We start from the raw sequence: 13,315 nt of genomic DNA, 5'->3' as shown, positions 1-13,315 counted from the left end.
CCGGCGTCCCCGCGGAAAGAGGGACTGCCCCCGTCCGGTACCGCCGGGTAGGGTGCGGATCCATGGGTGGCGAGAGCATGACGCGTACGGCCCCGCAGGGCGGCGGCACCGGTACGGCACGGGCCGGCGGCGGCCGTCTCGGGCAGCGGCTGTCCGGACTGGCCGTGGCGCTGGGCCTGGTGCTGTTCCTCGGCGGCTTCGCCTGGGGAGCGGTGGTCTACCGCCCGTACACCGTGCCCACCAGCTCCATGACCCCCACGATCGACGCCGGTGACCGGGTTCTGGCCCAGCGGGTCGACGGCGACGAGGTGCGCCGCGGTGACGTGGTCGTCTTCGAGGACAAGACCTGGGTCGACAACGCCAAGGTGGTCAAGCGCGTGGTCGCGGTCGGCGGCGACACCGTCGCCTGCTGCACCGACGGCAAGCTGACCGTCAACGGCAAGCGGATCGACGAGCCGTACCTTCCCGAGGGCAGCCTGGCCGGGATCAAGAACTTCGGCACGGTGACCGTGCCCGAGGGCCGTCTCTTCCTCCTCGGCGACGAACGCCAGGGCTCGCTCGACTCCACCGCCCACCTCACGGACGCGGCCCAGGGCACCGTCTCCCGCAGGGCCGTCTCGGCCCGCGTCGACGCCGTCGTCTGGCCCTGGAAGGGCATGCTGGAGCGCCCCACCGGCTTCGAGACGCTGGGCACCCTCTCCGCACCCGGTCCGCTGCCCGTGATCGAGGTGCTGGTCGTGGCCGGCGCGGTCCTGGTCCTCGGCGGCGGTGCCTACGGCCCGATCGCCGCCCGCGTGAGCCGTTCCCGCGCCCGCACCGCCCGCCCGGAGGCGGCCGGTGCCCGCTGACACCGCGCGTCCGGCCGAGGAGTCGTCCGAGGGCGGGGGCGCATCGCGGAAGGTGGCCGAGGAGTCGTCCGGGGGCGGGGGCGCATCGCGGAAGGCGGCCGTGGAGTCGTCCGGGGGTGAGGGCGGGGGCGGTCTGCGGAAGGTGGCCCGGGTCGTGCTCCTCGACCCCGCGGACCGCATCCTGCTCCTGCACGGCCACGAGCCGGACGACCCGGCCGACGACTGGTGGTTCACGCCGGGTGGCGGTGTCGAAGGCGACGAGACGCGCGAGGAGGCCGCGCTGCGGGAACTCGCCGAGGAGACCGGCATCACCGACGTCGAACTCGGCCCCGTGCTCTGGCGGCGGCGGTGCTCGTTCCCGTTCGCGGGCCGCCGCTGGGACCAGGACGAGTGGTACTACCTGGCCCGTACGACGCAGACGGTCACCGCCGCGACGGCGCTGACGGAACTGGAACGGCGCAGTGTCGCCGGAGCGCGCTGGTGGACGTGTCGGGAACTGACCCGGGCACATGAGACGGTGTATCCGACCAGACTCGCCGAGCTGCTGCGCACGCTGCTCGTCGAAGGTCCCCCGGCCAGGCCCGTGACCCTCGACACGGAAATCGTCTGAGGGCGTGTGGAACTGGCGCACAATGGGGGGATCGCACGGCTGAAGGGGAACATGCCATGAGCGCCGAGGACCTCGAGAAGTACGAGACCGAGATGGAGCTGAAGCTCTACCGGGAGTACCGAGATGTCGTCGGTCTGTTCAAATACGTGATCGAGACCGAGCGGCGTTTCTACCTCACCAACGACTACGAGATGCAGGTGCACTCGGTCCAGGGTGAGGTGTTCTTCGAGGTGACCATGGCCGACGCCTGGGTCTGGGACATGTACCGGCCGGCTCGCTTCGTCAAGCAGGTCCGGGTACTCACGTTCAAGGACGTGAATATCGAGGAGCTCAACAAGAGCGACCTGGAGCTGCCGGGCGGCTGACGCCACCCGCCCGGGTGAAGGAGTTTTCCACAACCGCCGGGTAGTGCACCAAGATCAACAACTTGGGGCGGGATGCGTGACGGTTGGCGCCGGAGGTGGTGCCGACATGAACGCACGAGAGGCACTCGGCAGGTACGGCGAGGACCTGGCCGCCCGGCGGCTCGCCGAGGCCGGCATGACGATCCTGGAGCGCAACTGGCGCTGTGGACGGTCCGGCGAGATCGACATCGTGGCGCGCGACGGTGACGCGCTCGTCGTCTGCGAGGTGAAGACCCGCCGGGGCGGTGGCTACGAACACCCGATGGCCGCCGTGACCCCCGAGAAGGCGGCGAGGCTCCGGGAACTCGCCGAGCACTGGATCCAGGCCCACGGCGGCGCACCGCCGGGCGGCGTCCGCATCGACCTCGTCGGCGTCCTCCTGCCCCTGCGCGGCGCCCCGGCCGTCGAGCACGCACGGGGGGTGGCCTGAATGGCGTTCGCCCGTACGTGCTCGGTGGCCCTGGCCGGCGTCGAAGGCGTGGTCGTCGAGGTCCAGGCCGACCTCGAACCCGGCGTAGCGGCCTTCACCCTGGTCGGCCTCCCCGACAAGAGCCTGACGGAGAGCCGTGACCGGGTGCGGGCGGCGGTGGTGAACTCGGGCGCGGCCTGGCCGTCGAAGAAACTCACCGTCGGTCTGAGCCCCGCGTCCGTGCCCAAGAGCGGCAGCGGCTTCGACCTGGCCGTCGCGGCGGCGGTCCTCGGCGCGGCCGAGCGGATCGACCCCCGCGTGCTCGCCGACATCGTCATGATCGGAGAGCTGGGCCTGGACGGCCGGGTCCGGCCCGTCCGGGGCATCCTGCCGGCGGTCCTCGCCGCGGCCGACGCGGGATACGAACAGGTCGTCGTCCCCGAGTCGGCGGTGCCCGAGGCCTCACTGGTGCCGGGCGTGTCGGTGCTCGGTGTACGAAGCCTGCGCCAACTGATCGCCGTGCTCACCGACGAACCGGTGCCCGACGAGGAGCCCGTGCCCGGGGACATCCGCCCCGACCCCTTCCTCGCCGGTCTCGCCCTGCCCGGGTCCGGGCTGGGCACGGGGGCCGCCGGCGGGCACACCCCCGACCTGTCCGACGTCGCAGGTCAGCACATGGCGCGGGCGGCGCTGGAGGTCGCGGCGGCCGGCCGGCACCACGTCTTCTTCAAGGGCCCGCCCGGCGCCGGCAAGACGATGCTCGCCGAGCGGCTCCCCGGGCTCCTGCCCGAACTGAGCCGGACCGAGTCCCTGGAGGTCACGGCGGTCCACTCGGTGGCCGGCCTGCTCCCCGCCGGCCATCCCCTGGTCGACCGGGCACCGTACTGCGCACCTCATCACTCCGCGACCATGGCCTCGCTCGTGGGCGGCGGCAACGGTCTGCCACGGCCCGGCGCGGCGTCCCTGGCTCACCACGGGGTGCTTTTTCTGGACGAGGCCGCCGAATTCCACAGCAGCGTCCTCGACGCACTGCGCCAGCCGCTGGAGTCCGGCCACGTGGTGATCGCCCGAGCGGCGGGGATATTGCGGATGCCGGCCAGATTCCTCATGGTCCTGGCCGCCAACCCGTGCCCGTGCGGACGGCACGGACGAGGCGACGACATCTGCGAGTGCAGGCCGTCCTCGATCAAGCGCTATCGCGCCCGGCTCTCGGGCCCCCTGATGGACCGAGTGGACCTGCGGGTCACCGTGGAGCCGGTCGCCAGGGCCGAGCTGCTGCGGATGCATACCGGTACAGAGCCGACGGCCGTCGTGGCCGACCGTGTCCGGCTCGCCCGGGAACGGGCTGCCCGACGCTACGAGGGACTGCCCTGGCGCACGAACAGCGAGGTCCCCGGGCACGAACTGCGCACCCGCTGGCACGTGCAGCCCGGAGCGCTCACCAAGGCCGAGGAGGACCTGGACCGCGGCCTGCTCACCGCCCGCGGCCTCGACCGCGTCCTCCGGGTCGCCTGGACCCTCGCCGACCTCGGCGGCCGCGACCGGCCCTCGGCGAACGACGTCAACTGGGCCCTGGAACTGCGCACCGGCGTCCGCCGCGGTGCGCTCCTGGAAGGAATCGGCAGGTGAGCGGCGACAGGGCCCGCCGCCGCGCGGGCCCCGGCGACGACCGGCCCCTGGCAGGGCCCGGCAGGGCACCCGGTGTAGGCGCCCGCGGCAGCGCGAGCCCGCCCGGAACACCACCGTGCCGGGCGGCCGGAGGGCGCGACGCGGCCAAGACGGGGTTCGGCGAGCGGTCCGCCGTCGGTGCCCGCGGGAGCGCGAGCCCGCCCGGTACACCACCGTGCCGGGCGGCCGGACGGCGTGACGCGGCCACGACGGGAGGCGGCGTATGAGGGATGACGGGCGGCGGATGAGTGGATCGCGGGCGAGTCACCCGGAACCCGAAGACGCCGAATACGCCGAAGACACCCGAGTCGCCGAAGACGCCGGGGGCAGCGAGGGCAGCGAGGGCGCCGAGGGCGCCGAGGGCGGTGAACCCGGCGGTGAACTGCTCGGCCGGGTCTTTCTCGGGCGGGTGGTCGAGCCGGGGGACGAGGTCGGTGGGCGGTGGGTGCGGGAGTTCGGGGTGGGGGAGGTGGTGCGCAGGCTGACGTGCGGCGGGGCGGCGCTGCCGGGGGTGAGCGGGACCCGGTGGGCGGGTCTCGTCGCGCGGGCCGGGCGGGCCGACCCGCGGCGGGACCTCGCGCTGGCCCGGGCCGCGGGGGCCCGGTTCGTGTGCCCGGGTGACACCGAGTGGCCCGGACAGCTCGACGACCTCGGCGACGCCCGCCCCCTCGGACTCTGGGTGCGCGGCCGGCCCAGTCTGCGCATGTGGGCACTGCGGTCCGTGGCCCTCGTCGGTGCCCGCGCCTGCACCGAGTACGGCACCCACACGGCCGCCACCCTCGCCTCCGCCCTCGCCGAGCGCGGCTGGGTCGTCGTGTCGGGCGGTGCCTACGGCATCGACGGGGCCGCCCACAGAGGCGCCCTCGCCGCCCGCGGCGCGACCGTCGCCGTGCTGGCCTGCGGCGTCGACCAGCCCTACCCGCGCGGTCACGCAGCGTTGATCGGCCGGATCGCGGAGCAGGGACTGGTGGTGGGCGAATTGCCGCCAGGCGACCATCCGACACCCAGCCGGTTCATCCTCCGCAACCGCGTCATCGCCGCGCTGACCAGGGGAACCGTCGTCGTGGAGGCCGCCCGTCGCAGCGGTTCCCTGGCCACCGCACGAGCCGCGCAGCGCCTCGGCCGGTTCACGATGGGCGTGCCCGGCCCCGTCACCAGCTCCCTCTCCGCCGGTGTGCACGAGCTGCTGCGGGGCGAGGCCACGCTCGTCACGGACGCCACGGAAGTCGTCGAGCTCGTGGGCGACATGGGTGAGCTGGCACCGGTCCACCGGGGCCCGGTCCTCCCGCGTGACCTGCTGGAACCGGCCGCCCGCAGCGTGCTCGCCGCCCTCCCCGGCAGCCGCGCGGCCCCCGCCGGGGAGATCGCGCTCGGCGCGCGCACCACGCCGGACGAGGCGATCGCGAGACTGTACGAACTCCGAGCACTTGGTTACGTCGAACGACACGGCGATGGCTGGAAGTTGACACGCCAGGCCGTGATGTCGGTCCGGGCCGGTCACCGTCCGTGTTGACCGAGCGTGTTCGGCCGTCCGGGGGAACCCCCGACACCCTTGGCCTTTCCCGGAGTTGGCGACCCCAGCCGGTCACACAGAGCGAGCTGTGGAGCGCGGCCGCACACCCGGTGCGACCGCCCCGCGCACGGGTGGTGCCTCGCTGTTCGCGCACCGCGACTCCCCAGTCACGCTACGCTCACGAAAGCGTGGGCGCAGACCACGCCAACCCGCCACCAGACCGACACCTCACCCAGGCAGCCCACTTCCCCGCATCCACCCTCACCCCCACCCACTTCCCGGCACTTCACGGCACTTCACGGCAGAACGGCACAAGGCGACGAATGCCCCAGCACACCTCCGGGTCCGACCGGGCGGCGATCCCCCCAGCCGCCCGCGACGGTGGCAGCGTGCGGCCGCCCGCTCCCTCGACGCTCGACGAGCTGTGGCGGTCGTACAAGGCGACGGGGGACGACCGGCTGCGCGAGCAGCTGATCCTGCACTACTCGCCGCTGGTCAAGTACGTGGCGGGCCGGGTGAGCGTCGGTCTGCCGCCCAACGTGGAGCAGGCCGACTTCGTCTCCTCGGGGGTGTTCGGGCTGATCGACGCGATCGAGAAGTTCGACATCGACCGGGAGATCAAGTTCGAGACGTACGCGATCACCCGGATCCGCGGGGCGATGATCGACGAGCTGCGGGCGCTGGACTGGATCCCCCGCTCGGTCCGGCAGAAGGCGCGCAACGTCGAGCGCGCCTACGCCACCCTGGAGGCACGGCTGCGGCGGACCCCGACCGAGGGCGAGGTCGCCGGCGAGCTGGGCATGGAGGTCGACGAACTGCACGCCATCTTCAGCCAGTTGTCGCTGGCCAACGTGGTCGCGCTGGAGGAGCTGCTGCACGTCGGCGGCGAGGGCGGGGACCGGCTCAGCCTGATGGACACGCTGGAGGACACCGCCGCCGACAATCCGGTGGAGGTGGCCGAGGACCGTGAGCTGCGGCGGTTCCTGGCACGGGCGATCAACACCCTGCCCGAGCGGGAGAAGACGGTCGTCACCCTCTACTACTACGAGGGGCTCACCCTCGCCGAGATCGGCAATGTGCTCGGGGTCACCGAGAGCCGGGTCAGCCAGATCCACACCAAGTCGGTGCTCCAGCTGCGGGCCAAGCTGGCGAGCTTCGGACGCTGAGTCGCTCCCCTTCGCCCGGGCGCGTCCGTAAAGTGGTCGACGTGCCAAGGATTCGAGCGGCCTCCGTGGCCGAGCACCGGTCGATGCAGCGAGCCGCCCTGCTGGACGCGGCTCGTTCCCTGTTGTCCGAGGGGGGCACGGAGGCGCTGACCTTCCCGGCCCTCGCCGAGCGGACGGGGCTCGCGCGGTCGTCCGTGTACGAGTACTTCCGCTCGCGTGCGGCCGTGGTCGAGGAGCTGTGCGAGGCCGACTTCCCCGTGTGGGCGGCGGAGGTCGCGGCGGCGATGGAGCGGGCCGGCACCGCCGAGGGCAAGGTCGAGGCGTACGTACGGCAGCAGCTCGCGCTGGTCGGGGACCGGCGGCACCGGGCGGTCGTGGCGATCTCCGCGAGCGAGCTGGACGCGGGCGCCCGGGAGAAGATCCGCGCCGCGCACGGCGGACTGGTGGCGATGATCGTCGAGGCGCTGGCGGAGCTCGGCCACGCGCAGCCCAGGCTCGCCGCCATGCTGGTGCAGGGGGTCGTGGACGCGGCGGTCCGGCGCATCGAGCTCGGCGCCGCGGAGGACCCCGCGGTGGTGACGGACGCGGCGGTGACCATGGCCCTGCGGGGCGTACGGGGCTGAACGGCGCCGACCGCGCGCGCCGTATCCGGCCGCGCGCCGCACCCGACCACGAGCAGCCGCAGCCGCGGCCGAGCAGCAGCCATGCCGGCCGCGTGCCGCCACCTGCCCGTACAACGGCGGCAGCCGGCCCGCCCGCGCGCCGCACCCGTGCACAACAGCCGTAGCCGTAGCTGCCAGCCGCGCCGGCCGCGTGGCGCTACCCGCACACCGGCAGCCGTCGGGCTCCTCGGCGACGGTGACTTCCGACGGCCGCGGCGGGGCGATGCGGTGGTGCCGCGCCCCGCTACGCGTCCCGCCCCCCGTACACCGGCAGCAGTCGCGACGGTCCCCTCGCGAGCAGCCACGGTGGGAGCAGTGACAGCGGGTCCAGGTAGGTCCCGTCGCGCAGCAGGCCCCAGTGCACGCACGTCGCCGGTCCGCAGTGCGACCCGCCCGGTTCCACCACCCCCACGGCCCCGCCCGCCGCCACCTCGTCGCCCTTGGCCACCGACGGGCGCACCGGCTCGTAGGTGGTGCGCAGATCCGTGCCCGTCAGGGCCACCGACACCACGCCCCGTCCCGCCACCCGCCCCGCGAACAGGACCCGGCCCGGTGCCACCGCACGCACCGGGGACCCGGCCGGTGCCGCCAGGTCCACACCCCGGTGCCCGGGACCGTAGACCGTGGCCGGTGGCTCCCAGCCGCGCAGGACCGCCGGGCGCACACCCACCGGCCAGGTGCGGCCGACGGCCGCGGCCGGGGGCGCCGCACGCGGCGGCGCCGGGGGCGGGCTCTCCGCCCGCGCCGGGGGAGTCGGTGCCGTGGCCGCCGACGCCAGCAGCAGAGCCGTCCACACGCTCACGTATCGCATGCCGCACACCGTGCCGCACCCCCGCCGAACGGACCCGGCGCCTGTGGACCACTCGCCGGTTGTGGAGAGCGGCGTCACCCGGTGCCTCGTCGGTCCCGTACACTTCTTCTGGCGATCCGGGTCACCGGGTCGACTTCGCACGCCCGGGTACGGCAGCCGGCAACGGTTCGTACCAAGCGCCCCTCGGTCCTTCGTGGCACGGCGCACCGCGGGCGTCAGGCGCGACCGCCGTCCGGCGGACGCGGCACAACCGAGTAATTCGAGGAGATACGGCCATGGCCGTCGTCACGATGCGGGAGCTGCTGGAGAGCGGCGTCCACTTCGGTCACCAGACCCGTCGCTGGAACCCGAAGATGAAGCGCTTCATCTTCACCGAGCGCAACGGCATCTACATCATCGACCTGCTCCAGTCGCTGTCGTACATCGACCGCGCCTACGAGTTCGTCAAGGAGACCGTCGCCCACGGCGGCACGGTCATGTTCGTCGGCACGAAGAAGCAGGCGCAGGAGGCCATCGCCGAGCAGGCCACCCGCGTCGGCATGCCCTACGTCAACCAGCGCTGGCTGGGCGGCATGCTCACCAACTTCTCGACCGTCTACAAGCGTCTGCAGCGCCTGAAGGAGCTCGAGCAGATCGACTTCGAGGACGTCGCGGCCTCCGGTCTGACCAAGAAGGAGCTGCTGGTCCTCTCCCGCGAGAAGGCCAAGCTGGAGAAGACCCTCGGCGGTATCCGCGAGATGCAGAAGGTGCCCAGCGCCGTCTGGATCGTGGACACCAAGAAGGAGCACATCGCCGTTGGTGAGGCCCGGAAGCTGAACATCCCGGTCGTCGCGATCCTCGACACCAACTGCGACCCCGACGAGGTCGACTACAAGATCCCGGGCAACGACGACGCGATCCGCTCCGTCACCCTGCTCACCCGTGTGATCGCCGACGCCGTCGCCGAGGGCCTCATCGCCCGCTCCGGCGTCGCCACCGGCGACAAGGGTGAGAAGGCCGCGGGCGAGCCGCTCGCCGAGTGGGAGCGCGACCTGCTCGAGGGTGAGAAGAAGGACGAGGCTCCGGCCGCCGAGGCCGCCCCGGCCGCCGAGGCCGCTCCGGCCGAGGCTGCTCCGGCCGAGGCTGCCGCCGCCGAGGGCGAGAAGGCCGCCGAGGGCGAGCAGGCCTGACGCCGGTCCGTCAGCGTTGACAGCGGGGGCGGTGACATGCGTTCCGCCCCCGCTGTTCACCCGTAGGTCGGCACGACGTACGCGGTCCGCGACTACAAGTGGGTCGCGACCGTGCGGACCCAAACCAGACTTCGAGAAAGACTCACAGACTCATGGCGAACTACACCGCCGCCGACGTCAAGAAGCTCCGTGAGCTCACCGGCGCCGGCATGATGGACTGCAAGAAGGCGCTGGACGAGGCCGAGGGCAACGTCGAGAAGGCCGTCGAGGCGCTGCGCATCAAGGGCCAGAAGGGCGTCGCCAAGCGCGAGGGCCGCTCCGCCGAGAACGGCGCCGTGGTCTCCATCATCGCCGACGACAACTCCTCCGGTGTCCTGGTCGAGCTGAAGTGCGAGACGGACTTCGTCGCCAAGGGCGACAAGTTCCAGGCCGTGGCCCAGGCCATCGCCGAGCACGTCGCCAAGACGAACCCGGCCGACCTCCAGGCCCTGCTGGCCTCCGAGATCGAGGCCGGCAAGACCGTGCAGGCGTTCGTGGACGAGGCCAACGCCAACCTCGGCGAGAAGATCGTCCTGGACCGCTTCGCGCAGTTCGCCGACGGCTACGTCACCGCCTACATGCACCGCACCATGCCCGACCTGCCCCCGCAGATCGGTGTCCTGGTCGAGCTCGACAAGCCGAACGCCGAGGTCGCCAAGGGCGTCGCCCAGCACATCGCCGCGTTCGCGCCGAAGTACCTCTCCAAGGACGAGGTCCCGGCCGAGGTCGTCGAGTCCGAGCGCCGCATCGCCGAGGAGACCACCCGCGCCGAGGGCAAGCCCGAGGCCGCGATCGCCAAGATCGTCGAGGGTCGTCTGAACGGCTTCTTCAAGGACGCGACGCTGCTCGGCCAGCCGTACGCCCTGGACAACAAGAAGTCGGTCCAGAAGGTCCTGGACGAGGCCGGTGTCACCCTGAAGCGCTTCTCGCGCATCAAGGTCGGCATCTGAGTCCGTACCGCGATCGACGCGCGACCCACGGAGAAATCCCCGGGGAAATCCCGATAGGGTCGACAGCAGTCGTCCGCGCACACCGCCACACCCGGGCGTGGGGCGGACGGCAGCAGATCTGACGAGGAGGCCATTGCCGCGCATGGGAGCGAAAAGCAACCCCATCGGCAATGGCCTTCTTCGTATGTGCAACACGTGAAAGAGGCGGGATCCCCCATGACCACCAAGGCCCAGAAGAGCGACGACGGCAAAGTACGCGGCCGGTTTCTGCTGAAGCTGTCCGGAGAGGCCTTCTCCGGTGGCGGGGGCCTGGGCGTCGACCCGGACGTGGTGCACAAGATCGCCCGTGAGATCGCGGCCGTCGTGCGCGACGGCGCCCAGATCGCGGTCGTCATCGGCGGCGGCAACTTCTTCCGCGGCGCCGAGCTCCAGCAGCGCGGCATGGACCGTGCCCGCTCCGACTACATGGGCATGCTCGGCACCGTGATGAACTGCCTCGCCCTCCAGGACTTCCTGGAGAAGGAGGGCATCCAGTCCCGCGTGCAGACCGCCATCACCATGGGCCAGGTCGCCGAGCCGTACATCCCGCTGCGCGCCGTGCGGCACCTGGAGAAGGGCCGCGTGGTCATCTTCGGCGCCGGTATGGGCATGCCCTACTTCTCCACCGACACCACCGCCGCCCAGCGCGCCCTGGAGATCGACGCCGAGGCGCTGCTCATGGGCAAGAACGGCGTGGACGGGGTCTACGACTCCGACCCCAAGACCAACCCCGACGCCGTCAAGTTCGACGCCCTCGGCTACGGCGAGGTCATCACCCGTGACCTCAAGGTCGCCGACGCCACCGCCATCACGCTGTGCCGCGACAACAAGCTCCCGATCCTCGTCTTCGAGCTCCTCGCGGAGGGCAATATCGCCCGCGCCGTCAAGGGTGAGAAGATCGGCACGCTGGTCGGCGACCAGGGCAGCCGGGACTGACGGCACACCCCCGCCGCCCGGGGTACGCCACCTGTCCGGGGGACGGACGGGACGCACCCAGGCCGGGGGATGGACAATGTCCTGCCGGTCGGGAACCGTGCAGGAAGAAGACGCGACGCAGCCGGCCGCCGCCGACAAGGAACCGCAGCCGGGCCTCACTCAAGACACGCAGGAGCAAGTGGTGATCGAAGAGACCCTCCTCGAGGCCGAGGAGAAGATGGAGAAGGCCGTCGTGGTCGCCAAGGAGGACTTCGCCGCGATCCGCACCGGCCGTGCGCACCCGGCGATGTTCAACAAGATCGTGGCCGACTACTACGGTGCCCCGACGCCGATCAACCAGCTGGCCTCGTTCTCCGTGCCGGAGCCGCGCATGGCGGTCGTGACGCCGTTCGACAAGAGCGCGCTGCGCAACATCGAGCAGGCGATCCGCGACTCCGACCTGGGCGTCAACCCCAGCAACGACGGCAACATCATCCGTGTGGTGTTCCCCGAGCTGACCGAGGAGCGCCGCCGCGAGTACATCAAGGTCGCCAAGGGCAAGGGCGAGGACGCCAAGGTGTCCATCCGCTCCGTGCGCCGCAAGGCCAAGGACGCCATCGACAAGCTGATCAAGGACGGCGAGGTCGGCGAGGACGAGGGCCGCCGTGCGGAGAAGGAGCTCGACGACCTGACGGCGAAGTACGTCGCGCAGGTGGACGAACTCCTCAAGCACAAGGAATCGGAGCTGCTCGAAGTCTGATGAGCGACTCTTCCTGGGGGGCGCCGCCGCAGGCGGGGCAGGCCGGGTACTGGGGGCCCACCGGGGGTGGGCCTGTCCAGGGGGCCGCCCCGGCGGGTCCCGCGTACGATGCGCCTGAGGCGCAGCAGACTCGCCCCATGCCCATCGTGCCCGACGGACCCGCGTACGGCGGAGACCAGGACGACGACCGGGGGGCCGCCCGGCTGAGTGGTCCCCTGTTCCGAGACGAGCCGTTCCAGGCCGGGGGACTCCCGGCCGAGACCCAGAACCCGGAGCCCATGCCCGACGTCCCGCAGCCGGCGCCAGCGCCGCAGAAGAAGAGCGCGGGCCGTGACCTGAGCGCGGCCATAGGCGTCGGCGTCGGACTCGGTGTGCTGATCGTCGCGTCCCTGTTCATCGAGAAGGCCGTCTTCGTCGGCGTCGTCGCGGTCGCCGTCGTCGTCGGCCTGTGGGAGCTGACCAGCAGGCTCCAGGAGCGCAAGGGCATCAAGGCGCCGCTGGTCCCGCTCGCGGTCGGCGGTGCGGCGATGGTCGTCGCCGGCTACGTGCGCGGTGCCGAGGGCGCGTGGGTCGCCATGGCCCTCACCGCTCTGGCCGTCTTGGTCTGGCGTATGACGGAGCCGCCGGAGGACTACCTCAAGGACGTCACGGCCGGCGTCTTCGCCGCGTTCTACGTGCCGTTCCTGGCGACGTTCGTCGCGCTGATGCTCGCCGCCGACGACGGTCCCTGGCGGGTGCTGACCTTCCTGCTGCTGACGGTCGTCAGCGACACCGGTGCCTACGCGGTCGGCTGGCGGTTCGGCAAGCACAAGCTGGCCCCGCGCATCAGCCCCGGCAAGACCCGCGAGGGCCTGCTGGGCGCGGTGCTCTTCGCGATGGTCGCGGGCGCGCTGTGCATGCAGTTCCTGATCGACGGCGGAGCCTGGTGGCAGGGCCTGCTGCTGGGCCTCGCGGTCGCGGCCAGCGCCACACTGGGCGACCTGGGCGAATCCATGATCAAACGCGACCTGGGCATCAAGGACATGGGCACCTTGCTCCCCGGTCACGGCGGCATCATGGACCGCCTGGACTCCCTCCTGCCGACGGCACCGGTGGTGTGGCTGCTTCTGGTGGTGTTCGTCGGCAGCGGCTGAGGCGGGCGGCCACCGGCCCTCCGCGCGCCGATCCTCGTACGGCTTCCGGGCCCCTGTCCTGAGCGAAGGGCGGGGGCCCGGTGTCGTACCGAGGCCCGGCACCTGGAACCCGGCACCCGTCACCTGAACCCGGCACCCGGCCCCGGAACCTCGAACCCGGCCCCCGCACCTGAACCCGGCACCTGAACCCGGCACCGGCACCTGGACCCCGGCAGCGGA

14 protein-coding genes are annotated in these 13,315 nt (G+C 72.1%); 13 read left to right on the top strand and 1 reads right to left on the bottom strand.

The features are described 5' to 3' along the window. Positions 1–62: 62 nt before the first annotated feature. The 8 genes from lepB (at position 63) to ABZ576_RS14110 (ending at position 7,241) form a co-directional block, all read left to right on the top strand. Positions 63–848 (top strand): signal peptidase I, encoded by a 786-nt coding sequence (lepB, locus tag ABZ576_RS14145; RefSeq protein ID WP_360739740.1) that lies wholly within the window; start codon positions 63–65, stop codon positions 846–848. Positions 849–948: 100 nt separating this feature from the next. After that, entirely contained in the window at positions 949–1,458 is a 510-nt protein-coding gene (locus tag ABZ576_RS14140) for an NUDIX hydrolase (RefSeq protein WP_360739738.1), read from the top strand. A gap of 56 nt (positions 1,459–1,514) precedes the next feature. Then, positions 1,515–1,823: a DUF2469 domain-containing protein gene (locus tag ABZ576_RS14135; protein ID WP_014675276.1), complete on the top strand. Its 309-nt coding sequence runs from the start codon at positions 1,515–1,517 to the stop codon at positions 1,821–1,823. Between the two features lie 76 nt (positions 1,824–1,899). Continuing rightward, positions 1,900–2,292, top strand: a complete 393-nt coding sequence (locus tag ABZ576_RS14130; RefSeq protein WP_360739737.1) for a YraN family protein — start codon at positions 1,900–1,902, stop codon at positions 2,290–2,292. Beyond that, positions 2,293–3,900: a YifB family Mg chelatase-like AAA ATPase gene (locus ABZ576_RS14125; RefSeq protein ID WP_360739736.1), complete on the top strand. Its 1,608-nt coding sequence runs from the start codon at positions 2,293–2,295 to the stop codon at positions 3,898–3,900. It abuts the gene before it with no gap. Between the two features lie 283 nt (positions 3,901–4,183). Continuing rightward, positions 4,184–5,452 (top strand): DNA-processing protein DprA, encoded by a 1,269-nt coding sequence (gene dprA, locus ABZ576_RS14120; RefSeq protein WP_360739733.1) that lies wholly within the window; start codon positions 4,184–4,186, stop codon positions 5,450–5,452. A gap of 323 nt (positions 5,453–5,775) precedes the next feature. Further along, a complete protein-coding gene (gene whiG / locus ABZ576_RS14115) occupies positions 5,776–6,618 on the top strand; it encodes an RNA polymerase sigma factor WhiG (RefSeq protein ID WP_360739731.1) in 843 nt (280 codons plus the stop codon). 65 nt (positions 6,619–6,683) lie between these two features. After that, positions 6,684–7,241, top strand: coding sequence for a helix-turn-helix domain-containing protein (locus ABZ576_RS14110; RefSeq protein WP_360740059.1), 558 nt, complete (start codon positions 6,684–6,686; stop codon positions 7,239–7,241). 283 nt (positions 7,242–7,524) lie between these two features. On the opposite strand, the gene ABZ576_RS14105 is transcribed toward ABZ576_RS14110, so the two are convergent. Continuing rightward, complete coding sequence (locus ABZ576_RS14105) at positions 7,525–8,091, bottom strand: M23 family metallopeptidase (RefSeq protein WP_360739730.1); 567 nt, start codon at positions 8,089–8,091, stop codon at positions 7,525–7,527. A 275-nt stretch (positions 8,092–8,366) separates the two neighbouring features. Here ABZ576_RS14105 and rpsB point away from each other — a divergent pair, with 275 nt between their 5' ends. From rpsB to ABZ576_RS14080, 5 genes are all read left to right on the top strand, one after another. Then, positions 8,367–9,260, top strand: a complete 894-nt coding sequence (rpsB, locus tag ABZ576_RS14100; protein ID WP_360739728.1) for a 30S ribosomal protein S2 — start codon at positions 8,367–8,369, stop codon at positions 9,258–9,260. A 152-nt stretch (positions 9,261–9,412) separates the two neighbouring features. Further along, a complete protein-coding gene (tsf, locus tag ABZ576_RS14095) occupies positions 9,413–10,249 on the top strand; it encodes a translation elongation factor Ts (RefSeq protein WP_360739726.1) in 837 nt (278 codons plus the stop codon). A 216-nt stretch (positions 10,250–10,465) separates the two neighbouring features. Then, the gene (gene pyrH / locus ABZ576_RS14090) at positions 10,466–11,224 is read left to right on the top strand and encodes a UMP kinase (protein ID WP_014675284.1); all 759 of its coding nucleotides are present in this window, start codon (positions 10,466–10,468) and stop codon (positions 11,222–11,224) included. A gap of 181 nt (positions 11,225–11,405) precedes the next feature. Then, a complete protein-coding gene (gene frr / locus ABZ576_RS14085; protein WP_073890041.1) occupies positions 11,406–11,963 on the top strand; it encodes a ribosome recycling factor in 558 nt (185 codons plus the stop codon). Further along, on the top strand, positions 11,963–13,096 hold the full coding sequence (locus ABZ576_RS14080) for a phosphatidate cytidylyltransferase (RefSeq protein ID WP_360739724.1): 1,134 nt from the start codon (positions 11,963–11,965) through the stop codon (positions 13,094–13,096). Before frr ends, ABZ576_RS14080 begins: the two co-directional genes overlap by 1 nt. The last annotated feature ends 219 nt before the right edge of the window (positions 13,097–13,315 follow it).

Source organism: Streptomyces sp. NPDC013455 (assembly GCF_040632975.1).
Classification (GTDB): Bacteria; Actinomycetota; Actinomycetes; order Streptomycetales; family Streptomycetaceae; genus Streptomyces.
Note: the sequence above shows the minus strand (reverse complement) of the source record. Positions and strands in the feature narration are given on the sequence as shown.

What these genes read in the sequence shown, in the direction of transcription:
- ABZ576_RS14105 (WP_360739730.1), bottom strand. Translation starts at nt 8,091, where the DNA reads ATGCGATACGTGAGCGTGTGGACGGCTCTGCTGCTGGCGTCGGCGGCC.
- ABZ576_RS14125 (WP_360739736.1), top strand. Translation starts at nt 2,293, where the DNA reads ATGGCGTTCGCCCGTACGTGCTCGGTGGCCCTGGCCGGCGTCGAAGGC.
- rpsB (WP_360739728.1), top strand. Translation starts at nt 8,367, where the DNA reads ATGGCCGTCGTCACGATGCGGGAGCTGCTGGAGAGCGGCGTCCACTTC.
- lepB (WP_360739740.1), top strand. Translation starts at nt 63, where the DNA reads ATGGGTGGCGAGAGCATGACGCGTACGGCCCCGCAGGGCGGCGGCACC.
- ABZ576_RS14135 (WP_014675276.1), top strand. Translation starts at nt 1,515, where the DNA reads ATGAGCGCCGAGGACCTCGAGAAGTACGAGACCGAGATGGAGCTGAAG.
- dprA (WP_360739733.1), top strand. Translation starts at nt 4,184, where the DNA reads ATGAGTGGATCGCGGGCGAGTCACCCGGAACCCGAAGACGCCGAATAC.
- whiG (WP_360739731.1), top strand. Translation starts at nt 5,776, where the DNA reads ATGCCCCAGCACACCTCCGGGTCCGACCGGGCGGCGATCCCCCCAGCC.
- ABZ576_RS14080 (WP_360739724.1), top strand. Translation starts at nt 11,963, where the DNA reads ATGAGCGACTCTTCCTGGGGGGCGCCGCCGCAGGCGGGGCAGGCCGGG.
- pyrH (WP_014675284.1), top strand. Translation starts at nt 10,466, where the DNA reads ATGACCACCAAGGCCCAGAAGAGCGACGACGGCAAAGTACGCGGCCGG.
- tsf (WP_360739726.1), top strand. Translation starts at nt 9,413, where the DNA reads ATGGCGAACTACACCGCCGCCGACGTCAAGAAGCTCCGTGAGCTCACC.